Genomic DNA, 24261 nt, shown 5'->3' with positions numbered 1-24261 from the left:
TCAGCGACGGTCGGTGACGAGGATGCGGTTCAGCGTCTCGATGTTGTCGACGCACTTGCCGGCGCCGAGCACGACGGCGTCCAGCGGGTTCTCGGCGACGTGGATCGGGATCCCGGTCTCGTGCCGGAGCCGCTCGTCCATGCCCTTCAGCAGCGCGCCGCCGCCGGTCAGCACGATGCCGCGGTCGACGATGTCACCGGCCAGCTCCGGCGGCGTCTTGTCCAGGGTCGCCTTGACCGCGTCGACGATCGCGGTGATCGGCTCCTCGATCGCCTGCCGGATGCTCGACGACGAGACCTTCACGGTGCGCGGCAGGCCGGAGACCATGTCGCGGCCGCGGATCTCGGAGTCCGGGCCGTCGGCGGTCGGGAAGGCGGAGCCGATGGTCATCTTGATCTGCTCGGAGGTCGCCTCGCCGAGCATCAGCGAGTACTCCTTCTTGCAGTAGTTCACGACGGCCTTGTCGATCGCGTCGCCGGCCACCCGGATCGACTGGCTGGTGACGATGCCGCCGAACGAGATCACCGCGACCTCCGTCGTACCACCGCCGATGTCGACCACCATGTTGCCGGTGGCGTCGCGGACCTCGAGGTTCGAGCCGAGTGCGGCGGCCATCGGCTCCTCGATGATGTAGACCTTGCGGGCGCCGGCCATGTACCCGGCGTCGCGGACCGCGCGCTGCTCGACCGCGGTGATCCCGGACGGCACGCAGACCACGATCCGCGGTTTGGCGAAGTACCGGCGCCGGTGCACCCGCTGGATGAAGTAGCGCAGCATCTGCTCGGCCGCGTCGAAGTCGGCGATCACGCCGTCCTTGAGCGGCCGGATCGCGGTGATGTTGCCGGGCGTGCGGCCGATCATCTTCTTCGCCTCGTGCCCGAACGCGACCGCCTCGCGCGGTTCGTCGGTCCGGGTCGCGACCACGGACGGCTCGTTCAGTACGACGCCGCGGCCGCGGACGTAGACGAGAGTGTTGGCCGTACCGAGGTCGACCGCCATATCGCGGCCGAGCATGCTGTTCGCCATGCCGGCGCCCTCCCGCTGCTCGGGTCCCGGAATCTCAGGCTAAGCGCGGACCCGTCGCTCCCCGGGGACCGACACGACCCGTCCGTCCAGGCACGAATCGTATCGGTCCCCTCACGAGGTGTCCCAAACGGGCTGGTCAGGCGACCGGATCCCAGGTCGACCTACCAGAGATTCGCGGGGGTGCGGGGGGTGCGGGGGTTCGGGGTGCGCAGTTGCCGGGTGGTGCCGCCGGGGATTGGCCGGCGGCACCACCGCACCCCCAGGTCTCGCCTCTCCCCTGACAGGCGAGCGCTCCTCCCCAAAGGTGGGGCGGGGTATGTCATGGCATGGCGACAGCCCCGCGAGGCAGAGCATGCCGGTTGGCGCATTCACGACGCTTTCGCGGCGCTTTCACCGGGTTCGGGGTCAGAATGGCTGGCATGGAATTCCGGCTGCTCGGTCCGGTCGAGGTCGTCGACGACTCCGGCCGGCGGATCGAGCTGGCCGCGAACCGGCTCCGGGTGCTGCTCGCCGCGCTCCTGCTCCAGCCGAACCGGGTGGTCGCCGGCCAGGAGCTGATGGACACGTTGTGGGAGGAGGACCTCCCGGCCCGGCCCAGGTCCGCGCTGCAGACGTACGTCTCCCGCCTGCGGACTCTGCTCGGCGGCACGATCATCCTGACCGAGCCGGCCGGCTACGTGATCAATGTGGCGCCGGACGAGGTCGACCTGGTCCGGTTCCGCACGCTGGTCGCGGACAGTACGGCGACCACCGACCCGGCCGAGCGGATCCGTCTGCTGACCCAGGCACTCGACCTGTGGCGGGGCGAACCACTGGCCGGCCTGACCGCCGGTGCGCTCATCCGCGACGCGGTCCCGATGCTGGCCGAGGAGCGCTTGCACGCGACCGAACTGCTGCTCGCCGCCCGTCTGGAGCGCGGCGACCATGCCGCCGTGACGTCGGAGTTGCGCGGGCTGACCAGGCGGCATCCGCTGCGCGAGTCGCTCTGGGCACTGCTCATGCAGGCGCAGATCCGCGCTGGCCGTCCGGCAGATGCGCTCGCTACCTACAGCGAGGCGTCCAGACGGCTCGCCGACGAACTGGGCCTCGATCCCGGTCCGGCGCTGCGGCGATTGCACCAGACGGTGCTCGCGACAGACGCCCGCGCAGCCGCAGTACGAACGTCGCGTGAAGTGGTTCCGCATCAGCTGCCCACTGTCGGCCGCAGCTTCGTCGGGCGGACCCGCGAGTTGGCCGAGCTCGACCGCGTGCTGCTCGGACCCGTTGTGCTCAATTCCGTCCCCACCCCATCGCCCCGGTCATCGATCGCGGTGATCTCTGGGACCGCGGGGGTGGGCAAGACCGCGTTGGCGGTGCGGTGGGCCGAGCGGGCGAGCGTGGAGTTCCCCGACGGGCAGCTGTACGTCAATCTGCGTGGTTTCGACCCCTCGGGAGACCAGGTCAGCCCGGAGGACGCAGTACGGGGATTCCTCGACGCGCTGCAGACGACGCCTGGGCGGATTCCGTCCGGGGCTGCTGCGCAGGCCGCGTTGTACCGGACTTTGCTGGCCGATCGCCGGTTGCTGATCGTGCTCGACAACGCTCGCAGTGCCGCACAGGTGCGTCCATTGCTGCCCGGTGGGAACACGTGCCGGGTCGTAGTGACCAGCCGGAACTCACTGCCCGGACTGCTCGCCAGCGAAGGCGCCCACCCACTGACGCTCGACCTGATGGATTGGGACCAGGCCCGCTCCCTCCTGGAAGGTGCAGTAGGCACTGAGCGCATCGGGGCCGAGCCCGAGGCAGCGGAAGAACTGGTGTCCCTCGCCGCCCGGCTCCCCCTCGCCTTGTCACTCGTGGCTGCGCACGCGGCCGCGCACCCGTCATGGTCACTCGATGCGGTAGCGACCGACTTGCGTCGGACCCGGCAGGGCTTGGACGCCTTCGCCGGTGAGGACCAGGCGACAGACCTCCGCGCTGTCTTCTCCTGGTCCTACCAACTCGTCACGGCTAGCTCTGCTCGCGTCTTCAGGCTCTCGGGCCTCCACCCCGGTCCCGACCTGCCCGTCGCCGCCGCGGCCGCCCTCGCCGGTACGACGCCCGACCGCGTCCGCCCCGCCCTGGCCGAACTCGAGCGCGCCCATCTGATCGTGCAACCCCGCCCCGAGCGCTACTCCTCGCACGACCTCCTCCACGTGTACGCCGTCGAACTGGCCGGCGCCCACGAGATCGAACGCGAGTCCCTGTGGCGCCTGCTTGACTACTACCTCCGTACTGCGGACGCGGGTGACCAGTGGTTGCGCCCGCACCGCGACCCCGACGAACTGCCCGAGCCCTGCGGTACGCCGTACTCGGAGAGCTTCTGTGGATACCAGGAGGCGTTCGACTGGTTCGAGCTGGAGCACCCGAATCTGGTGGTGCTGGTGGAGCACGCCGCTCGGCACGGATTCGACGCGCACGCGACGCACCTGGCCCGCACGATCACCGGCTTCCTCGAACGCCGTGGACTGTGGAACACCTGGGTGGAGGTGATGGGGACAGCCGTTCACGCCTGCGAGCGATCCGAGGACCTCCCCGGCCAGGTGATGGCCCACCGGTACCGCGCGCACGCACTTGCCCGGCAACTCCGGGTGGACGAGGCACTGGCAGAAGCGGAGACCGCGCTGCGCCTCGCCGAACGAGACGGCAGCCAGGTGGCGCAAGCCTGGTGCCAGCGGATGGTCGCGTTCGTGCTGTCACACCAGGAACGGCTGAAGGAGTCCTACGAGCACGACCTGATCGCCTCGGACCTGTTCAAGGCCGCCGGGCACCGGACCGGTCAGGCGCTCGCGCTCAACTCGCTCGGCTGGCTCCAGGCCTCCGCGTTCGGTGACTACGACCAGGCGCTCGACTACTGCCGACAGGCGCAGTCGCTCTACCAGGAGGTCGACCACAAGCTCGGCGAGGCCGCGACTTGGGACAACCTCGGCTACGCGTACCGCGGGCTCGCCGCGCTCGACAAGTCGATCAAGTGTTACCGCCGGGCCCTCGCCCTCTACCGCGAGCTGAACGACTTCTACTACCAGGCCATGATGCTGCAGAACCTCGGCGATCTTCACCACGAACTCGGCCGCCCCGAGACCGCCGGCAGCTGCTGGCAGGACTCGCTCGCCCTGCTGACCAACCTCAACCACCCCACCGCCGAAACCCTCGACGGCAAACTCGCCGAACTCCGGCTGGCGAACCCCGGTCTCTGATTCGCCGGTCGAAGAATTTGCCTTGGGCAACACCACGTGTGTGACGCGGGTGTGACGTGATCGCTAAGTTTCGTTGACGTTCTGGCCGAGACACGCCGAAAGATGTTGCTGCGGCAACATCCTATCCCAGCCTGTGAATTCACATCGTCAATTGGTTGACTGAAAGGCGGGCAAGCGATTGAGTGTGCCCCCGTCACTGTTCAATCGCCCGGTCCAGTGGGAGCACACGTGCGTGTGGTAAATCCTCGTCAAGAAGTGCTCGTTGCCCGTGACAATGATCTCGTCATTGCCGTAACTCCGCTACTCAGACCGTCCGCGCGTGTCGTCGCGGCCGCTGTGCGGGCCGGCGCTCTCGGCGTGCTCGACCTGACCGGTCCGGACCAAGCGGCGGGCCGGCAGGAACTTGCCTTGGTCAACGAATGGGTCAGCTCGCCCTTCGGCGTGCGGGTCGACGCAAGGTTCACAAACGCGGAGCTTCCTGCCGCGGCGACGACTGTGCTGCTTGCCGATCCCACTCTGTCGCCGGCCGACTTCCCGGACCGCCGGGTCCTGGTGGAGGTCACCAGCGTTGAGGAAGCTCGGGCCGCTGTGGGTGCGGCTGGGTTGATCGCGCGCGGGCATGAGGTCGGCGGCCGGGTTGGTGAGCTGAGCACGTTCGTGCTGTTGCAGCGGTTGCTGGCGGATGACCGGATCGAGTCGCCGATCTGGGCCTGGGGCGGGATCGGACCCCGTACTGCGTCTGCGGCGGTGGTGGGTGGGGCCGCAGGCGTCGTACTGGACACGCAGTTGGCGTTGCTCGCCGAGGCGGACCTGCCGGTGGAGCTGACGACGTCATCGCTGGGTTGGACGGTTCGGAGACCGCGGTGAGTGACGGGCGGCGGTCATTGGTTCGCCGGGGTAAGGGCGGACCAGAGGAGCCGATCGGGCAGGACGTGTTCCTGGCCGCGCGGTTCCAGGCGGAGTACGGCACGGTCGGGGCGGCCGTGCGCGGCGTACGGGAGGCGGTACTGAATGCGCTGGATGGTCCGGCTGCCCTCGGGGCGTTGCCGGTGGTGCAGGGGCCGATGACTCGGGTCAGCGATCAGGCCGGGTTCGCTGCCGCGGTGGCTCAGGAAGGCGGGCTGCCGTTCATCGCGCTCGCGCTGTCCGGGGCCGCGCAGACGCGCGCTGTGCTGGAGGAGACCAGGGATGCGCTGGGCGACAAGCCGTGGGGCGTCGGGGTGCTCGGGTTCGCGGCCGAGGAGGTCAAGGCAGCGCAACTCGAAGTGATCCGGGAGATCAGGCCGTCGCACGCGATCATCGCCGGTGGACGTCCGGCGCAGGCGGCGGCGTTGGAGGAGGTGGGGATCTCGACGTTCCTGCACGTGCCGTCGCCCGGGCTGCTGAAGCAGTTCCTCGAGGCCGGGGCGGGCAAGTTCGTCTTCGAGGGCGCGGAGTGCGGTGGACATGTCGGGCCGCGGCAGAGTTTCCCCTTGTGGGAGGCGCAGCTCGGGGTGATCGCCGATTTCGTTGCTGCCAGCAAGAAGTCGCCCGAGCTGCAGGTGCTGTTCGCCGGCGGGATCCACGACGAGCGCTCGGCCGCCATGGTCGCGACGATGGCCGCTCCCCTGACCGAGGCCGGTGCAGCGGTCGGCGTACTGATGGGGACGGCATACCTCTTCACCTCCGAGGCCGTCGAGGCGGGCGCGGTCTTGCCGTTGTTCCAGCAGCAGGTGATCGCCGCCGAGCGGACCGATCTGCTTGAGACGGCCCCCGGGCACGCGACGCGGTGTGTGGCCAGCCCGTTCACCGACGAATACGCCACGATCAAACGTGATCTTCAGGACCGCGACGTGCCGAGTCGCGAAGCGTGGGAGCAACTCGAACAGCTGAACGTGGGTCGACTTCGCCTTGCCAGCAAGGGAATCGAGCGCATCGGTGACGAGCTCCGCCAGGTCGACAGGACCCGTCAGCTCGCCGAAGGCATGTTCATGGCCGGTGAGGTCGCCGTACTGCGAGACGCGGTGACCACAATCGCCGAACTGCACGCATCCGTCACCACCGGCGCCGCCGACTTCGTTGCCGAGCGCACCGATCAGCTGAGGGACGAGCTCGGGTTGAACGTCAAAGCGGCGCCGGCCGCCGTACCCGAGCCGCTCGACATCGCCGTCGTCGGGATGTCCTGCATGTTCCCGCAGGCACCTGATCTGTCGACTTTCTGGTCGAACGTCCTGTCGGGTGTGGACGCCGTCACCGAGGTCCCGTCGCAGCGCTGGGACTCGTCCATCTACTACGCACCGGATGGGGACGGCGACCGTACTCCGTCCCGATGGGGCGGGTTCCTGCCCGAGATCCCCTTCGACCCACTGCGCTACGGCATCCCGCCCGCGTCGCTGGCGAGTATCGAGCCGGTCCAGTTGCTCGCCCTCGAAGCGGCACACCGGGCGCTTGTGGATGCGGGGTACGGATCGCGGGAGTTCGATCGGGCCCGGACGTCGGTGGTCTTCGGTGCGGAAGCGGGTAGCGATCTCTCGAACGCGACCACGTTGCGTACCGTCCTCCCGTCGTACCTCAGGGAGATCCCGGCCGAGCTGGACAGTCAGCTGCCGAAGCTCACGGAGGACTCGTTCCCCGGTCTGCTGGCCAACGTCATCTCCGGCCGGATCGCCAACCGGCTCGACCTCGGCGGGGCGAACTACACCGTCGACGCGGCGTGCGCGTCCTCGCTGGCCGCGGTCGATGTGGCGTGCAAGGAGCTGACTCTGGGGACGAGTGATCTCGTTCTCTGCGGTGGTGCTGATCTGCACAACGGGATCAACGACTACTTGCTCTTTGCGTCGGTCCACGCGCTGTCGCCGACCGGGCGGTCCGCGACGTTCGACGAGTCCGCGGACGGGATCGCGCTTGGCGAGGGCGTCGCGTGTGTGGCGCTGAAGCGGCTGGCTGACGCGGAACGCGATGGCGACCGGATCTATGCGGTGATCAAGGGTGTTGGCAGTGCAAGCGATGGGCGGTCGCTGGGGTTGACCGCGCCGCGTCCGGAGGGGCAGCGGAGTGCGCTCGAGCGGGCCTACCTCAATGCGGGGATCTCGCCTGCCGAGGTCGGGCTGGTGGAGGCGCATGGCACTGGGACCGTGGTGGGTGACCGCACTGAGCTGGCGACGTTGACGAAGGTGTTCACCGAGGCCGGTGCCGAGGCGGGTGGTTGCGCTGTCGGGTCGGTGAAGTCGCAGATCGGGCATACGAAGTGTGCGGCCGGGCTGGCTGGGTTGATCAAGACCGCATTGGCGCTGCACACCGGGATCAAGCCGCCGACGCTGCATGTCAAGAAGCCCAACCCTGCTTGGGATGCGGAGACGAGCCCGTTCGCCTTCAACACCTCGGCCCGGCCGTGGGCAGCCGCGCCGGCCGAGCGAGTCGCCGGTGTCAGCGCCTTCGGCTTCGGCGGCACCAACTTCCACGCCGTCCTCTCCGCGTACGCCGGCAGCCCGCCGCCCGAGCAGGCGCGCGACGAGTGGCCCGCCGAGCTGTTCCTCTTCCGTACAACAAAACACGCAGAGGAAATGCTCGCTCTGGTCGAGGCAGGCGTGCCGTGGCGGTTGCGGGACTTTGCCTTGAGTGCCGCTCGGCGGCATGACCTTGGGGTGTCGGCCGGGCCTACTCGCATCGCGATTCTCGCCGAGGGTGCCGACGAGTTGGCGGCTTCGTTGCGCCGGGCAATTGCCGGCGAGCACGCGGCTGACGACGGGATCTTCCTCCGCGAGTCGGAGGAGGAGGCGGCAGGGCAGGTTGCGTTTCTGTTTCCGGGGCAGGGTAGTCAGCGGCCGGGGATGTTTGCTGAGTTGTTCCTCGCGTTCCCTGAGCTACAGCGCTTCCTTCGCGTGGGCGACGCCACGACGACCGCTGCGCTTTATCCGCCGACGGCGTTCGATGAGCGGGGGCGAGAGGCGCAGCTGGCGGCGATCACCGACACGCGGGTGGCCCAGCCTGCGCTTGGGATTGTGGGGTTGGCCGCGAACCGGTTGCTCAGCCGCGCGGGTGTCCGTCCGTCGATGGTGGCCGGGCACAGTTATGGCGAACTGGTCGCGCTCACCGCAGCCGGAGTACTGACGCCCGAAGCGCTCCTCGAGTGCAGCAGCGCGCGGGCGGAAGCGATCCTCGGTGCGACAGCGGATGCCGGCGACCCCGGGACGATGGCCGCCGTCGCCGCCGATGCACCGCAAGTCCAGGAAGCACTGAAGGCCGCCGGGCTCGACCAGACCGTGGTGATCGCGAACCACAACTCCCCCAAGCAAACCGTCATCTCCGGTACGACGGACGGCGTGCAGCAAGCGGTCGAACACCTCCGCACCACCGGACTCGGAGCCAAGCGGATCCCCGTCGCCTGCGCCTTCCACAGCCCGCTCGTCGCCGACGCGGGTGACACGTTCGCCAAGACGCTGGAATCCGTCGACGTCCTACCGCCCGAGCTCCCGGTCTTCTCGAACCGCACCGCCTCCACCTACCCGGCCAACCCCGCGCAGATCCGCGCCGAACTCACCGCGCAGATCGGATCACCCGTCGGCTTCGTCGAGGAGATCGAGGCCATGTACGCCGCTGGGGCGCGCGTGTTCGTCGAAGCCGGTCCTGGTTCGGTGCTGACCCGGTTGGTCGACGCGATCCTCGGCGATCGGCCGCACCGGACCGTCGCGTTGGAGGCGAAGCGCCGTACCGGGTTGTCCGGATTCCTCGCCGCACTGGCCCAGCTCGCGGTGGCGGGAGTCGACGTACGGACCAGTTAGTTGTTCCGTGGTCGCGATGCGGTCGACGCCGCGCACGCCGTACGGCCGGTCCGGCCTGGTTGGACGGTTGACGGGCAACTCGTTCGTACTGCGGACGGCGCAGTACCGGTCGGTGCACTGCAACCAGCACATGTCGTTTCACTCCCCGCCTTGGAGCCCAGCATGTCGAACGGCCAGTACCACAACGGAGATGGTGGGGCGGACCACCTGATCGCGGACTTCCTGCGCACCAGCCGCGAACTGATCGCCGCCCAACGCGACGTCATGCTCGGCTACCTGGGTACAGCGCCCGCCGGGTCCTATCTGTCGCCTACGCCATATCCGTCGCCCTCCGCCTATCCAGAGCCCATCTACGCCGAGCCGCAACCGGCCCTGGTCAGCGCACCCGCCGCATCCGCCGCGGCGGGTCCAGAGCGTGCGGCAGGTGCCGGCTCGGAGGGCGCGGCAGGTGGGGTAGGTGCGACTGGCGCGACGGTGGGCGCGGAAGCGCCGACGCAGGAGCTGAGCGAGGCGTCGGTCCTCGCCGCGGTGCTGGCGGTGATCGCCGACCGCACCGGCTACCCGGTCGACATGATCGAACCGGATCTAGACCTCGAAGCGGACCTCAGCGTCGACTCGATCAAGCGGGCGGAAATCGCCGGCGAACTCGCCACCCGCCTCCAGCTCAGCACCGGCGGCGACATCGAGGAACTCGCCCAAGCCCGAACCGCCGCCGGCATCACCGCCCTAATCCTCGCCGGCCTCACCGAAGCAGCCCCGGCCGATGCGACGACCGAAGAGCCCGAGGTCCCTGCCGCAGAGCCCGCGGCGCAGCTACTCCAGCCCGCCCGACCGGCCGGGGACGCCGCCCCTGCGCCGGTGATCGTTGCGCCGAAGCGCCTTGTGCACAAGGAGTTCGAGCTCGCCGAGGCGGAAGTCCCCAGCGGCGAACTCAAGGGCCGCACCTTCCTCCTCATTGGCGACGGCGACCTCGCCATCACGCTGGCCAAGAAGCTCAAGGCGCTCGGCGCCAAGACAACCGCCAAGCCGGCCGCGGCCTTCGACGGCGCGTTCTTCCTCTCCACTGAAGAACCCGTGCTGCCAGACGCTTTCCCCACCTACCAGGCGATCCTCAAGACCAACCCCCGCTGGCTCCTCGCCAACGGCCCCGGCGACGGTCTGCGCGGCTTCTTCCGCACGGTCTCCCGCGAGTACCCCGACACGATCGCCCGCGTCGTCGAACACACCCCCGAGACCACCCTGGCCGACCTCGCCGACGGCCTGATCGCCGAACTCTCCAGCGTCGACCGCGAACCCGTCGTACTCCGTTCCGCCGGCACCCGCCGCGGTCTCGAACTCAAGGAAACCGGCCTCGGCCACCTCGGCAGCACCGGTGCGGGACCGGCCGGGGACGGCGCCGCTGAAGCCGCCGCGATCGGCCTCGACCGCGACTCGGTCGTCCTCCTCGTCGGCGGCGCGAAGGGCATCACCGCACGCATCGCCGGCACCCTCGCCGCCGCCACCCGCTGCCGGATCGAGCTCCTCGGCCGCAGCCCGCTCCCGATCGAGGACGAGTCCCCCGCCGTCGCCGCCGCGACCACCGAGGCCGAACTCCGGTCCGCCCTGATCGACAGCGGCCTGCGGGCCCCCGCCGAGATCGAGCGCGCCATCGCCAAGATCCGGTCCGCCCGCGAGGTCCGCGCGACCATCCTGCGGCTCGGCGAGCTGGGCAGCCCGGTCCGGTACCACTCGGTCGACGTACTCGACACCGAAGCCGTGCACCACGCGGTGAAGGAGATCCACGCCGACCACGGCAAGCTGGACGGGATCGTGTACGCGGCCGGCGTGATCGAGGACAAGCTGATCGCCGAGAAGTCACCGGAGTCCTTCGCACACGTCTACCGGACCAAGGTCGACGGCGCGAAAGCGTTGCTCGACGCAACGAACGACCTGCCGGAAGGCCCGCGGTTCGCCGTACTCTTCGGCAGTATCGCGGCCGCACTCGGCAACCGCGGCCAGATCGACTACGCCAGCGCCAACGACACCCTCGAACAACTCGGCCACCGCTGGTCCGGTGTCGACGGTCGCCGCGGGCTGACCATCCATTGGGGGCCGTGGGCACCGACCGGGACCAACGACGGCATGGTGACCCCCGAGCTGATGCGGTCGTACGCCGCCCGCGGGATCGAGCTGATCGACCCCGAGGAAGGCGCCCTGACCCTCTTGCGTGAGCTGGCCTGGGGACCCGAGTCGGCCACTTCGGTGATCTACAGCGCATCCGGAAGGTGGCGATGACGGCCGAGCCGGTCGCGATCGTCGGGATGTCGGTGCTGTTCCCCGGCGCCCCCGACCTCGCGACGTACTGGCGGAACCTGGTCGAGGGCGTCGACGCGATCACCGATGTCCCGGCCGGCCGCTGGGACAGCCAGTACTACGAACCGGACGGACCTCGTCGGGCCGACCGGGTGTATTGCCAGCGCGGCGGGTTCGTCGATGCCGAGGTGGACGCGACCGGGTTCGGGATCATGCCGAACTCGGTCCGCGACACCGAACCCGATCAGCTGATCGCACTCCGCGTCGCGGCCCAGGCGATCGCGGACGCGGGCGGCGACAGGCGGCTGCCCACGGACCGGCAACGGATCGGGGTGATCCTCGGCCGCGGCGGCTACCTCACCCCTGGGCTGGTCCGGCTCGACCAACGCGTCCGCACCGCGAGCCAGTTGGTCAAGACACTGGGCGAGCTGATGCCCGAACTCGGTGCCGACCGGCTCGACGAGATCCGGCAGGCGTTCTCCGATCAGCTCGGCCCGGAGGCGCCCGAATCCGCGATCGGCCTCGTGCCGAACCTGGCTGCCTCCCGGCTGGCGAACCGCCTCGACCTCCGCGGCCCGGCATACACGGTCGACGCGGCCTGTGCGTCCTCACTCGTCGCCGTCGACCACGCCGTACGGGAGCTCGGCAGCGGCCGGTGTGACGTCGTGCTCGCCGGTGGGGTGCATCACTGTCACGACATCACGCTGTGGAGCGTGTTCAGCCAGTTGGGCGCGTTGTCGCCGAGCGAGCGGATCCGGCCGTTCCACCGGGACGCGGATGGCGTGCTGATCGGCGAGGGCACCGGCGTCGTCGTCCTCAAACGGTTGGCCGATGCCGACCGCGACGGCGACCGGATCTACGCGGTCATCACTGGGACCGGGGTCGCCAGCGACGGCCGGACCGCGAGCCTGCTGAATCCGGATACCGGCGGTCAGGTGCGCGCGGTCCGCCAGGCATGGCAGGCAGCCGGGCTCGATCCGAAGGCAGCCGGTTCCATCGGACTGATCGAGGCTCACGGAACCGCTACCCCTGCCGGCGATGCGGCCGAACTGACCACTCTCGCCGAGGTCTTCGGCCCCGCGCCGGACGGTCAGCGGGCGGTGATCGGCTCGGTGAAGTCGATGATCGGGCACACGATGCCGGCCGCCGGTGTGGCCGGGCTGATCAAGGCCGCGCTCTCCGTGCATCACGGCGTCCTCCCGCCGACCCTGCACTGCGACGACCCCAACCCGGCACTCGCCAAGACCCGCTTCGAGACCGTCTCGACCGCCCGCGCCTGGGAAGCCCCAGCCGGTACGCCGGTACGCCGCCGGGCCGCCGTGAACGCGTTCGGATTCGGCGGGATCAACGCCCACGTCGTGCTGGAGCAGTTCGACGGAGCCGCCCCGGCGAGCGTGATCGTGCGGGAACCGGAGCGGGTACTGCGATTGGCCGCGAGCGATCCCGTCGCGCTGGCCGCGTTGCTCGATCAGGACGACTCATCCTTGCTCGCGGCCGCATCCGGGCCGACACGGTTGGACTCGGCAACATCCGCACCGGGGCCGACTCGGTTGGGCATCGTGGATCCGACCGAGAAGAAGCTCGCGCTGGCACGGAAGGCGGTCGCCAAGGGACGGGCGTGGCGCGGTCGCAACGACATCTGGTTCGCGCCCAAGCCGTTGCTCGGTGCCGGCGGCGGCAAGCTCGCGTTCGTCTTTCCTGGGTTGGAAGGCGAGTTCGAACCGCGGGCCGACGACCTCGCCCGGGAGTTCGGGCTGCGTTGGCCCATGGAGCTGGCGCGCGCAGAGGTCGGCGATGTCGGTCGGCACGGGAAGAGCGTGCTGGAACTCGGCCGACTGCTCGACGCGGTACTGCGGAAGGTCGGCGTCGTACCGGATGCGTTGGCCGGGCACAGCGTTGGCGAGTGGACCGCGATGGCCTGTGGCGGGATCCATGCCGCCGACGAAGTGGATGCCTTCCTTGCCGGGTTCGATCCGGATGCGTTGCTGGTGCCGGGGCTGGCGTTCGCGGTGATCGGGGCGCCGGCGGCCGTCGTACTGGAGGCTCTGGAAGGTCAGCATGAGGTGGTGTTGTCGCACGACAACGCGCCTAATCAGTCGTTGATCTGTGGGTCTGAAGCGGCCGTGGAGGAACTGGTCGCGCGGTTCCGGGAGCGGGCGGTGATCAGCCAGGTGCTGCCGTTCCGGTCCGGGTTCCACACGCCGATGCTGGCGCCCTATCTGGACCCGATCCGCGCCGCCGCGGAGGCGTACACGCTGCATCCGCAGAAGGTGCCGATCTGGTCGGCGACGACGGCCGGCCTGTATCCGGCGGCAGCGGATGACGTCCGCGAGTTGTTCGTGCGGCATCTACTGGAGCCGGTGCGGTTCCGGCCGATGATCGAGGCGATGTACGCGGACGGGTTCCGCGGGTTCGTGCAACTCGGGGTCGGTCAGCTGGGGTCGCTGATCGGCGACACCTTGCACGGGCAGGAGCATCTGGTGGTGACTGCACAGTCGCCTCATCGAACCGGGCTCGAGCAGCTGCAGCGAGTCGTGACCGGGCTCTGGGCGGATGGATTGGAGCCTGGGCAGTCGGCAGCGGCTTCGGCTGAGCGGGCGGTGCGGCTGGAACTTGGCGGCCCATTGATCAGCCTGGACGACGGCAAGCGTCGGCAGCTCAAGCTGTCTGGGCCGGACGTGCCGGGTGTGGGCTTGCCTGACCTGGACCTGCCCGATTCCCCGATCGCTGCCGAGCTTTCCGCGTTGATGAAGGAGACCGCGGGCGTCGCCAAGGAGCTGATCGCGGTCGGCCGGACGTCGGCTCCGCGGCTGCACGTCGCCCGGCCCGCGCGCCCGGTCCGCCCGGTTCGCCCAGAGGTACTGCGGGTCTCGGTCGACTCGATGCCTTATCTGCTCGACCACTGTTTCTTCCTGCAGCGGCCTGGTTGGCCCGACGACGGCGATCGCTGGCCGGTGGTGCCCGCGACCACGGTGATCGACCATCTGATGCGAATCGCCGAGCAGGCGGCGCCGGGATCCCGCGCGATCGCGGTCCACGATGTCCGGCTGATGAAGTGGATCACGGCGATCCCCAGCGTCGACGTACCGATCGCTGTGGAGCCGGTCGGGCCCGGCCGGATCGCGGTGTCGCTCGGCGAGTACTCGCGGGCCGTCGTCGAGGTCGCGCCGGACTTTCCACGGACCGCGCCTGCTGCTTGGCGGTTCGAGGTCGAGGAGGAACGAGCGCCCTCGTTGACTGCGGCGGAGTTGTACTCCGAGCGGTGGATGTTCCACGGGCCGCGGTTCCAGGGCGTCACCGAGTTGACTGCGATCGGGGCGCGCCACGTCCGCGCAGTACTGACAACTCCTGATGCGCCGGGTGCGTTGCTGGACAACGTCGGCCAGGTGCTCGGGTACTGGATCATGTCGCAGCTGCCGGAGCGGACCACGGTCTTCCCGGTGCAGCTGGAGCGGATCCGGTTCTACGGGCCGCATCCCCGGCCCGGGCAGCAACTGGAGTGCCTGGTCAAGATCACGTCGATCAGCTACACCACGCTCGAAGCCGAGATGCAACTGGTCGCTGGTGGACACGTCTGGGCCGAGTTCAGCGGTTGGCGGGATCGGCGGTTCGACAGCAACCCGCGGATCCGTGCGGTGAATCGGCGTCCCGGCCGCAACCTGTTGTCGGACCTGCAACCCGGCGGCTGGACCATCGTGCACGAGCAATGGCCGGACCTGGCGACGCGTGAGCTGATCATGCGGAACCAGCTCGGCGGGACAGAGCGGGACCAGTACGCCGAACGCCCGCCGGCCGGGAAACGTCAACGGTTGCTGGGCCGGATCGCTGCGAAGGACGCCGTCCGACGCTGGTTGTGGGACTCGGCGCCGTCGGGATCGGACTGGGAGGTGTACCCGGCCGAGATCCAGGTGCACAACCGGCCGTCGGGACAGCCTTATCTGGTTGGCGTCCACGGTCGGGAGCTGCCCGAGTTGACGGTGTCGATCGCGCAGGGGGGCCAGACGGGGGTCGCGATCGTGCGGCCCGGTCCTTGTGGGATCGACATCGAGGAGATCGTCGAGCCGCCCGCCAGCACCCTTTCGGTCGCCTGCGGTCCGGGCGAACTCGCGTTGCTTTCGGCGAGGGCGTCGGGTGAGAACGAGGCCGTCTGGTTCACCAGGTTCTGGGCGGCGAAGGAGGCCATGGCGAAGACGCTCGGCACCGGGCTGCGCGGGAATCCGCAGAAGTTCGAGGTGATCGCGGCGGCGCCCGACCGGATCACCGTACGGGTCGACGGCCGCGAGCATCTGGTCCGGACGGCCGGGATCGCGGATCCGAACGGGGCGCGGTACATCGTGGCGTGGACCGCCGACGACGAGCAGGAGTGAGGACGCAATGACTGTGATTCAGGCTGATAGGGCGACCGTCCTCGCGGACATCGCGGCGATGCTGCGCGGGCTGCTCGAGGAGTACGGGCTGGAGGACGCTGACATCACGATGGCGACCAAGTTCCACGACGATCTGGAGCTGGAGAGCATCGATCTGGTCAGCCTGTCCGGGGAACTGCGCGAGCACTACGGCGGCCGGATCAACTTCGCCGCTTTCATCGCGGACAAGGAGCTGGAGGAGATCATCGCGCTGACTGTCGGCGAGCTGGTCGAGTTCGTGCTCACCGCCCTGCGGAACGTGGACTGACTCCCATGCAGATCCGCGTCGGCGAAATCGACCTCCACGTCCAGCGTCTGTCCCCTGAGGGTCCGGCGCCGATCGTCGTACTGATCCACGGGATGCTGTACGACAGCCTGGCCAGCTACTACTTCACGCTCGGGCCGGCCTTCGCCGCCGCGGGGCTGGACGTGATCATGTACGACCTGCGCGGTCACGGGCGGTCGACCCGGCCGGCCACCGGCTACCGGCTCGAGCAGCACGTCGACGATCTGGCCGGGCTGCTGACTGCGTTGGAAGTCGCCCAGCCGGTGCATCTGGTCGGCAACTCGTACGGCGGCAGCATCGCCTTCGGCCTCGCGGCTGCTCATCCCTCGCTGGTCGCTAGCATCACCGCGATCGAGGCCGAGCCGCCGGTCCAATCGTGGACGCAACGGCTCGGCGACGGGCTGGCACGGGCGAAACCGTGGCTGGCCCAGGAGGAGACGATCGAGTTGATCCGGGAGGCTCGCGGCGGGCACACCGCCCGGTTGTCCCGGGGTGCGGCGAAGTTGTTGCAGCTGACAACGATCGCCGAGGACGTGCTGGTGAGCCGGACGATCGAGGAGGGGCTGGCCGACCTGAAGTGCCCGGTGCTCGCGCTGTACGGCGACGAGTCGGTGCTGATGGAACAGGTCGATTTCCTGAAGGCGAATCTGGCCAGCTGCCGGGTCGTCGTACTGCCTGACCAAGGGCATTCGGTGCTGATCGAGCGGACCGGTGAGGTGTCGGCGTTGGTGCTCGATTGGGTCCGGGAACAGTCGTTGGTGGAGGCCGAGTAGGTGGCGCGCTTCCTGTTCGTCGTACCGCCGCTGGTGGGGCACATCAATCCGGCCGTCGGGCTGGGTGCTGAGCTCACGTCCAGAGGTCATGAGGTCGCGTGGGCTGGTCATGGTTCGCTGGTGCGGGCTTTGGTGGGCTCGTCCGCGACGGTCTTTCATTGCGATGCTGTCGAGGTTGAGCGGCCGCCGGAGTTGAAGGGTCCGGCCGCGCTGCAGTTCCTGTGGGAGCAGGTGTTGATCCCGTTGGCCGATGCGATGGCGGGCGGGGTGCGTTCGGCTCTTGAGTCTTTCGAGCCGGATGTGGTGGTCGCGGATCAGCAGGCGATCGCGGGTGGGTTGATCGCTGACCAGCTCGGGCTCACGTGGGTGACCTCGGCGACGACGTCGGCTGAGCTGACGGATCCGTTGGCGAGCATGCCGAAGGTGGCTGCTTGGCTGGACGGGTTGCTGGGCGAGCTGCGTGGGCGGATCGCGGGTGGGGTCGGTACTGCGGATCCGCGGTTCTCACCGCACGGCGTACTGGCGTTTACTACCAGCGAACTGGTCGGGTCGGTCGACCTGGCCGATCGGCTGGTGTGGTTTGTCGGGCCCTCGATCGGTGCGCGGCCGGCCTCGTCGGATTTCCCGTGGGAGTGGTTCGAGGACGGGACGCCGACGGTGCTGGTGTCGTTGGGTACGGCGAACCACGATGCTGGGAGAGCGATTCCTTCGTACTGCGGTCGAGGCGCTGGCCGGGTTGGCCGGGAAGGTCCGCGCGATCGTGGTGGATCCGGCGGGCGTGCTCGGTGCTGAGGGTCGTGACCACATTCTCGTGCGGGATCACGTGCCACAGCTGGCGTTGCTGGAACGGGTCGACGCGGTGGTGTGCCACGCGGGGCACAACACCGTGTGCGAGACGCTTTGGCACGGATTGCCGTTGGTGGTGGCGCCGATTCGGGACGACCAGCCGATCGTTGCCGGGCAGGTGGCGGACGCGGGGGCCGGTGTGCGAGTCCGGTTCGGCCGGGTCAGCGCCGCTCAACTCGCGGCCGCGATCGAGGCCGTCCTGGATCAGGAGGCCGATTACCGCGCGGCGGCCGAGCGGATCGCCCGATCGTTCCACTCAGCCGGCGGCACCCGCACCGCCGCCGACCGCCTCGTCAACCTGCTCGCCCGCTGACACCTCGTTGCGTCCGAAGAACTGAGGGCCATAGCGCTCTGTGGGCCATAGCGCTCGGTTCTTCGGACGCTAACGGGGCACTAGGGCTTCAGGGGAGGTCGGGGAACCAGATCTTGATCTCGCGCTCGGCGGACTCGGGCGAATCCGAGCCGTGCACGAGGTTCTCGCGGTTGGACAGGGAGAGGTCGCCGCGGATCGTGCCGGGTGCCGCCTTCCGGCCGTCGGTGGCGCCGTTGAGCGCACGGACCACCTCGACCGCCTCGTCACCTTCGAGCACCAGCGCGACCAGCGGGCCACTGGTGACGAACGTGCGCAGCGGCGGGTAGAAGTCCCGCTCGACGTGCTCGGCGTAGTGCTGGTCGGCCAGGTCGCCGTCGATCGTGCGCAGGTCCATCGCGACGATGCTCAGTCCCTTCGCCTCGAACCGGCCGAGGACCTCGCCGACCAGACCACGGCGTACCGTGTCGGGCTTCAGCAGGACGAGGGTGCGCTGCGACATATCTCTTCTCTCTCTATCTCTTCGACGGGCGGGCCTTGGGCGGCTGAGCCTAACCGGCCTGGGACTGATGTGCGCGTTTGGCTTCCTCGATCCGGCGGCCGAGCACGATCGCCATCACCCAGAACGCGCCGAACGCCAGCCCCAGCACGAACATCACCGGTACGACGAAGCCGAGGCCGATCGCGCCGGCCTGGACGATCCAGCCGAGGACGTAGCCGACCTGGTTGCGGAGCAGCCCGGTCGCGACGATCGCCAGCGCCGCGAGCCCCAGGCACACCGACAGCGCGACAGCGGGGTCGACGTCGGCGATCGAGATCATCACGATCGTGGACAGCGCGATCACGATCGACTCGAAGCCGAGCACGATCGACGCCAGCGACCTCATGAGGTCTTCTCCTTCGGCCGGCGGACGAGGAGTTTGCGGGCCTCGCCGGCGGTGATCACGGATCCGGTGATCAGTACGCCGCCGGTGCCGAGCGCGATCGCGTTCTCCTCGGCCAGCCGGATCGCGTCGTCGATCGCGTCGACCAGGTTCGGCCGGACCAGGACCCGGTCCTCGCCGAACACCTCGATCGCCAGTTCACCGAGTTCCTCGGCCGGCATCGACCGCTGGACGAACGAGTTGCGGGTGCAGACGACGGTTTCCATGATCGGCTCGTACGCCTCGAGCACGCCGTACACGTCCTTGTCCTTCATACAGCCCAGTACGCCGATCAGCGGCTGGAACGCGAACGCCTCGGACACGGTCGCGGCGGTCGCCTCGGCGCCGTGCGGGTTGTGCGCGGCGTCCACGATGATCGTCGGGCTGGTGCGGACCACTTCCATCCGGCCGGGGCTCGTCACCTCGGCGAAGCCCGCCTGGACGAGTTCGGTGGTGACCCGGCCCTCGGTCTGCTCGGTGGCGCCGAGCAGCGCCTCGACCGCAGCGAGTGCGGTGGCTGCGTTGTGCGCCTGGTACTCGCCGTGCAGGGGCATGAAGATGTCCTCGTACTCGCCGGCCAGGCCTTTGACCGAGATCAACTGGCCGCCGACCGCCACAGACCGGCTGATCACGCCGAACTCGATGCCTTCGCGGGCGACCTGGGCGCCGACTTCGGCCGCGCGGCGCAGGAGCACCTCGAACACCTCGAGGCTCTGCTGCGCCATCACCGTCGTACCGCCCGGCTTGATGATCCCGGCCTTCTCACCCGCGATCGTGACCGGGTCGCCGCCGAGGAGGTGCGCGTGGTCGACGGCGATCGGGGTGATCACCGAGACGGCCGCGTCGGCGACGTTGGTGGAGTCCCAGGTGCCGCCGAGGCCGACCTCCAGGATCGCCACGTCCACCGGGGCGTCGGCGAACACCGCGAACGCCATCCCGGTGATCACCTCGAAGAACGACAGCGGGTGCTCGGACTCCGCGTCGACGACGTCCAGGTACGGCTCGAGTTCGGCGTACGCCTCGACGAAGCGCTCCTCGCTGATCGGTTCGCCGTCCAGGGTGATCCGCTCCCGGACCGACTCCAGGTGCGGGCTGGTGAACCGGCCGGTCCGCAGGTTCGCCTCGCGCAGCAGGGCGTCGACCATGCGCGCCGTGGAGGTCTTGCCGTTGGTCCCGGTCAGGTGGATCACCGGGTACGCCTTCTGCGGATCCCCGAGCAGCTCGGTGAGCCGCCGGACCCGGTCCAGCGTGGGTGAGATCTTGTGCTCCGGCCAGCGCGCCTGGAGCTTCGCCGACACCTCGGCGTACGTGAGATCGCTCATCAGGAGTCCGAGTCTAGTGAGGGCTGTGGATAACCGGTCGGAAGCACCCCTTGACAACCACTACGATTGTGCGCATGACCGATACGTCCCGTGTTCCTGACAAGCCCACCCTCGAAGGCCTCGAGGAGAAGTGGGCTGCGGTATGGAAGGAGCAGGAGACCTACGCCTTCGACCGGACGGCCTCACGGGAGGACGTCTACTCGATCGACACCCCGCCGCCGACCGTCTCCGGATCGCTGCACGTCGGGCACATCTTCAGCTACACCCACACCGACCTGGTCGCGCGCTTCCAGCGGATGCGGGGCAAGAAGGTGTTCTACCCGATCGGCTGGGACGACAACGGTCTGCCCACCGAGCGCCGGGTGCAGAACTACTACGGTGTCCGCTGCGACCCGTCCCTGCCTTATGACCAGTCGTTCGAGCCACCGGCCAAGCCGGACCCGAAGAAGCAGGTCCCGATCAGTAGGCAGAACTTCGTCGACCTGTGCGGCGAGCTGACCCACATCGACGAGCAGGCGTTCGAGGCGATGTGGCGCCAGGTCGGTCTGAGCGTCGACTGGTCGTACCTGTACACGACGATCTCCGAGGACTCCCGGCGGACGTCGCAGCGGGCCTTCCTGCGCAACTTCGCCCGCGGCGAGGCCTACCTGGCCGAGGCGCCGACGATGTGGGACGTCACGTTCCAGACCGCGGTCGCCCAGGCTGAGCTGGAGGCGCGGAACTACCCCGGCGCCTTCCACCGGATCGCCTTCCACGCCGAGCACGGCCCCGTCCACATCGAGACCACGCGGCCCGAGCTGATCCCGGCGTGTGTCGCCCTGATCGCCCACCCGGACGACGAGCGGTACCAGGGCCTGTTCGGCAAGACGGTCAAGACACCGCTGTTCGACGTCGAGGTCCCGGTCCTGCCGCACCCGGCGGCCGAGCCCGACAAGGGTGCCGGTATCGCGATGTGCTGCACCTTCGGCGACCTCACCGACGTCCAGTGGTGGCGCGAGCTGCAGCTCCCGGTCCGCACGGTGATCGGCCGCGACGGCCGCCTGCTGCGCGAGACCCCATCCTGGCTGGAGGGTTCCGACCTGTACGCCGAGCTGGCGGGCAAGACAATCTTCAGCGCGCGCGAGCTGACGGTCGAGAAGCTGCGCGAGAGCGGCGACCTGGACGGCGAGCCGAAGCCGACCACCCGAATGGCGAACTTCTACGAGAACGGTGACAAGCCGCTCGAGATCGTCTCCACCCGGCAGTGGTACATCACCAACGGCGGCCGGGACGCGGATCTCAAGGCGGAGTTCATCGACCGGGGCAACGAGCTGGCCTGGGTCCCGGAGCACATGAAGCACCGGTACCTGAACTGGGTCGAGGGCCTGAACGGCGACTGGCTGGTCTCCCGCCAGCGCTTCTTCGGCGTCCCCTTCCCGGTCTGGTACCCGCTGGACGCCAGCGGCGAGCCCGACTACGACCACCCGCTGCTGCCGCGCGAAGAGGATCTGCCGATCGATCCGACCTCGCAGGCGCCGTCCGGGTACGACGAGTCGCAGCGCGGCAAGCCGGGCGGGTTCGAGGCCGACCCCGATGTGATGGACACCTGGGCGACCTCGTCGCTCACGCCGCACATCGTCTGCGGCTGGGAGCGGGACAACGACCTGTTCCAGCGGACCTTCCCGATGGACCTGAACACGCACGCGCACGAGATCATCCGGACCTGGTTGTTCTCCCGCGTCGTCCGGGCCAACTTCGAGAACGGCACGCTGCCGTGGGCGCGGTCGATGATCTCCGGCTTCGTCGTCGACCCGGACCGCAAGAAGATGTCCAAGTCCAAGGGCAACGCGGTCGTACCGTCCGAGATCCTGGAGAAGTACGGCTCGGACGCGGTCCGCTGGCGCGCCGCGATGGCCCGGCCGGGGCTGGACTCGCCGTTCGACGAGTCGCAGATGAAGGTCGGCCGCCGGCTCGCGATCAAGGTGCTGAACGCGTCCAAGTTCGTCCTCGGCTTCGGCGCCACCACGATCGACCCGTCGGCCGTCACCGTGCCGGTCGACCTGGCGATGCTGCAGCGGCTCCGCTCGGTAGTCGACGAGGCCACAGCAGCCTTCGACCGGTACGACTACACCGGCGCGCTCGAGGTCGCCGAGCGGTTCTTCTGGACGTTCTGCGACGACTACGTCGAGCTGGTCAAGGAGCGCGCGTACGGCGGACAGGGTGAAGCCGCCGCCACTTCGGCGAAGGCCGCACTCGCTGTCGCCCTGTCGGTCCAGTTGCGCCTGCTCGCGCCGTACCTGCCATTCGCGACCGAAGAGGTCTGGTCCTGGTGGCAGGAGGGCTCGATCCACCGGACCAGCTGGCCGGTCCCCGACACGGACCTCGCGGTCACCGACCAGGACCCGGCCGTCCTGGACGCGGTCGCCGAGGTGCTCGCCGGGATCCGCGGCGCCAAGTCCACCGCCCAGGTCTCGATGAAGACCGAGGTCTCCAAGGTCGAGGTGGCCGGCCCCGCCACCCGCCTCGCCCTCGCCGAACGCGCCGAGTCCGACCTCCGCGCCGCCGGCCGGATCACCGGCGAGATCCTCTGGAGCCCCGACGACACCGCCGAGTCCGTCTCCGTCGTCGCAACCCTCTGATCCACCCGATCGGCTCGCTGGCGTCCGTCTCCCACCCGGGAGGCGGACGCTACTGCCTTTCCCAGCCGACCGGCTCGCCAGCGTCCGTCCCTACTCGGGAGGCGGACGCTACTGGTTTCACACCAACAGCTACGCTGCGAGACCAGCCGCCCGATATGGAACCATCAGGGCGACCCAGGCGATCCCAGGCCAGTCCCAAGGAGCACCCCCGATGAGCGACGCGACCCAGCCCTCCAGCAACACCCCCCACAACCAGGCTGGCACCCCGTCCACTCCCGAAGACCAGCCCTCCAGCCCGTCCACTCCCCAGGACCAGGCCGGCACCCCGGCCACACCCCCCGCACCCGCCCCCCAGGACCAGCCCGCCCCCACCCCACCCGCCAAGAAGACCCCCCGCCGCCGCCCCACCAAAAAGACCACCGCCACCAAGAAGTCCACCACTCCCACCCCACCCGCCGCGCCATCCACCAGCCCAGCAGCCGAGTCCGCCAGCCCGGCACCGGATGCGACTCCGACAACCGCGACCCCAGCAGCGGAAGCGACCCCCACGGCAGCTCTCCCGGCAGCGGAAGCGACGTCCACCCCAGCGCCCCCGGCAGCCGAAGCAACCTCAACGGCCGCGCGCCCGGCAACTGAGCCCACTCCCCCGGCCGCGGAGTCAGCACGGCCCGCAGCGCTCAAGCCCACCCCCATGCCGTCGCAGACGCCCATGCCCGCCCAGACCCCGCTTCCCCCACAAACCCCGCTCCGCCCCCAGGCCAAGCCCACCCCCACGGGCGACTCCTCAACCCCCGCACCCGCTGCGGACACACAGCGGCCAGCCACCCCGGGTGCAGCAACACCAACCGCTGCCAGCAAAGCAGCGCGGGAGAGGGCAGACATCACGCCGACCGGCGAACCGAGCCAGCCAACCGCCACCGGCCCCAGCACCCCGCCGAGCGGCCAGCCAACCGCCACCGGCCCCAGCACCACGCCGACCACCACCGCGGGCACCCCCGCGACCAGCGAAGCCAGCACCGGCCCCGCGACCAGCGAAGCCAGCACTAGCACCGGCCCCGCGCCAACCACGGGACCAGGCACCACCACCTCCGCCGACGGACCCACCAAGCCCGCCACGACCGCCGCAGCAGCTGCCTCCGCAAACGCAGGTGCAAGCGCTTCTGCGGGGTCCGGCGTCGCGCCCTCCGGGCGACGACCAAGTGAGCCGACCAGCACCGCCAAGGCCAGCACATCACCCACCGACCCAACCGCGTCACCAACCAGCCCCGCTGCCCCACCGGTCGCTAGCCCCGCTACCTCACCAACCACCGGCCCGGCTGGCACACCAACCAGCCGTCCCGTTGACACGCCCGCCACCGACGCCCGCGCGGCGGCTTCGGCGGGAGGGACTGGTGCTGCGGGTTCTGCCGGCGGGGACAAGACGACCGCCGGTGGAGATGGGGCCGGGACGGGCGCGCCCGGGGACGGGAAGGGTGGAGCCGGGG

At 69.4% G+C, this 24261-nt stretch carries 15 protein-coding genes; 10 read left to right on the top strand and 5 right to left on the bottom strand.

Translation table 11 applies throughout. The features are described from left to right. Positions 1-1026 (bottom strand): rod shape-determining protein, encoded by a 1026-nt coding sequence (locus tag EV643_RS20540; protein WP_133801708.1) that lies wholly within the window; start codon positions 1024-1026, stop codon positions 1-3. Between the two features lie 419 nt (positions 1027-1445). Here EV643_RS20540 and EV643_RS20535 point away from each other — a divergent pair, with 419 nt between their 5' ends. From EV643_RS20535 to EV643_RS44950, 9 genes are all read left to right on the top strand, one after another. Continuing rightward, positions 1446-4241, top strand: coding sequence for an AfsR/SARP family transcriptional regulator (locus EV643_RS20535; protein ID WP_166665516.1), 2796 nt, complete (start codon positions 1446-1448; stop codon positions 4239-4241). 255 nt (positions 4242-4496) lie between these two features. After that, positions 4497-5108 carry a beta/alpha barrel domain-containing protein gene (locus EV643_RS44965; protein WP_202869651.1) on the top strand — a complete coding sequence of 204 codons (612 nt, stop codon included), beginning with the start codon at positions 4497-4499 and terminating at the stop codon, positions 5106-5108. Next, positions 5105-9001, top strand: a complete 3897-nt coding sequence (locus EV643_RS44960; RefSeq protein WP_202869650.1) for a type I polyketide synthase — start codon at positions 5105-5107, stop codon at positions 8999-9001. Before EV643_RS44965 ends, EV643_RS44960 begins: the two co-directional genes overlap by 4 nt. Next, on the top strand, positions 9002-11275 hold the full coding sequence (locus tag EV643_RS44955; RefSeq protein ID WP_202869649.1) for an SDR family NAD(P)-dependent oxidoreductase: 2274 nt from the start codon (positions 9002-9004) through the stop codon (positions 11273-11275). Next, entirely contained in the window at positions 11272-15660 is a 4389-nt protein-coding gene (locus tag EV643_RS20525; RefSeq protein ID WP_133801706.1) for a beta-ketoacyl synthase N-terminal-like domain-containing protein, read from the top strand. Before EV643_RS44955 ends, EV643_RS20525 begins: the two co-directional genes overlap by 4 nt. A gap of 7 nt (positions 15661-15667) precedes the next feature. Continuing rightward, positions 15668-15967, top strand: a complete 300-nt coding sequence (locus EV643_RS20520) for an acyl carrier protein (protein WP_133801705.1) — start codon at positions 15668-15670, stop codon at positions 15965-15967. 5 nt (positions 15968-15972) lie between these two features. Continuing rightward, positions 15973-16758 carry an alpha/beta fold hydrolase gene (locus tag EV643_RS20515; protein WP_133801704.1) on the top strand — a complete coding sequence of 262 codons (786 nt, stop codon included), beginning with the start codon at positions 15973-15975 and terminating at the stop codon, positions 16756-16758. Further along, the gene (locus EV643_RS20510) at positions 16759-17550 is read left to right on the top strand and encodes a glycosyltransferase family protein (RefSeq protein ID WP_202869648.1); all 792 of its coding nucleotides are present in this window, start codon (positions 16759-16761) and stop codon (positions 17548-17550) included. Next, positions 17447-17917, top strand: coding sequence for a glycosyltransferase (locus tag EV643_RS44950; protein WP_202869647.1), 471 nt, complete (start codon positions 17447-17449; stop codon positions 17915-17917). The genes EV643_RS20510 and EV643_RS44950 overlap by 104 nt, the downstream gene beginning before the upstream one ends. Before the next feature lie 88 nt (positions 17918-18005). Here the strand turns inward: EV643_RS44950 and ndk are convergent, their stop codons facing one another. From ndk to EV643_RS20495, 3 genes are read right to left on the bottom strand one after another with little or no spacing between them, the layout of a single operon-like run. Beyond that, on the bottom strand, positions 18006-18416 hold the full coding sequence (ndk, locus tag EV643_RS20505) for a nucleoside-diphosphate kinase (protein WP_133801703.1): 411 nt from the start codon (positions 18414-18416) through the stop codon (positions 18006-18008). Between the two features lie 49 nt (positions 18417-18465). Then, a complete protein-coding gene (locus EV643_RS20500) occupies positions 18466-18801 on the bottom strand; it encodes a DUF4233 domain-containing protein (protein WP_133801702.1) in 336 nt (111 codons plus the stop codon). Continuing rightward, positions 18798-20159 carry a bifunctional folylpolyglutamate synthase/dihydrofolate synthase gene (locus EV643_RS20495; RefSeq protein ID WP_133801701.1) on the bottom strand — a complete coding sequence of 454 codons (1362 nt, stop codon included), beginning with the start codon at positions 20157-20159 and terminating at the stop codon, positions 18798-18800. Before EV643_RS20495 ends, EV643_RS20500 begins: the two co-directional genes overlap by 4 nt. A gap of 74 nt (positions 20160-20233) precedes the next feature. On the opposite strand from EV643_RS20495, the gene valS reads away from it, so the two are divergent. Continuing rightward, positions 20234-22777, top strand: a complete 2544-nt coding sequence (gene valS / locus EV643_RS20490; protein WP_133801700.1) for a valine--tRNA ligase — start codon at positions 20234-20236, stop codon at positions 22775-22777. A gap of 129 nt (positions 22778-22906) precedes the next feature. Here valS and EV643_RS45760 read toward each other — a convergent pair whose 3' ends face one another. Beyond that, the gene (locus tag EV643_RS45760; RefSeq protein ID WP_238165692.1) at positions 22907-23326 is read right to left on the bottom strand and encodes a hypothetical protein; all 420 of its coding nucleotides are present in this window, start codon (positions 23324-23326) and stop codon (positions 22907-22909) included. Between the last annotated feature and the right edge of the window lie 935 nt (positions 23327-24261).

This window comes from Kribbella caucasensis, assembly GCF_004361855.1.
In the GTDB taxonomy this organism is placed as follows: Bacteria; Actinomycetota; Actinomycetes; order Propionibacteriales; family Kribbellaceae; genus Kribbella; species Kribbella caucasensis.
The sequence above is the reverse complement of the archived record's forward strand: the minus strand, read 5'-3'. Positions and strand labels throughout refer to the sequence as shown.

Excerpts from the sequence above, each read along its gene's own strand:
- valS (WP_133801700.1), top strand. The coding sequence starts at position 20,234 with ATGACCGATACGTCCCGTGTTCCTGACAAGCCCACCCTCGAAGGCCTC.
- ndk (WP_133801703.1), bottom strand. The coding sequence starts at position 18,416 with ATGTCGCAGCGCACCCTCGTCCTGCTGAAGCCCGACACGGTACGCCGT.
- EV643_RS20540 (WP_133801708.1), bottom strand. The coding sequence starts at position 1,026 with ATGGCGAACAGCATGCTCGGCCGCGATATGGCGGTCGACCTCGGTACG.
- EV643_RS20495 (WP_133801701.1), bottom strand. The coding sequence starts at position 20,159 with ATGAGCGATCTCACGTACGCCGAGGTGTCGGCGAAGCTCCAGGCGCGC.
- EV643_RS44950 (WP_202869647.1), top strand. The coding sequence starts at position 17,447 with ATGCTGGGAGAGCGATTCCTTCGTACTGCGGTCGAGGCGCTGGCCGGG.
- EV643_RS20520 (WP_133801705.1), top strand. The coding sequence starts at position 15,668 with ATGACTGTGATTCAGGCTGATAGGGCGACCGTCCTCGCGGACATCGCG.
- EV643_RS20500 (WP_133801702.1), bottom strand. The coding sequence starts at position 18,801 with ATGAGGTCGCTGGCGTCGATCGTGCTCGGCTTCGAGTCGATCGTGATC.
- EV643_RS20525 (WP_133801706.1), top strand. The coding sequence starts at position 11,272 with ATGACGGCCGAGCCGGTCGCGATCGTCGGGATGTCGGTGCTGTTCCCC.
- EV643_RS20535 (WP_166665516.1), top strand. The coding sequence starts at position 1,446 with ATGGAATTCCGGCTGCTCGGTCCGGTCGAGGTCGTCGACGACTCCGGC.
- EV643_RS20515 (WP_133801704.1), top strand. The coding sequence starts at position 15,973 with ATGCAGATCCGCGTCGGCGAAATCGACCTCCACGTCCAGCGTCTGTCC.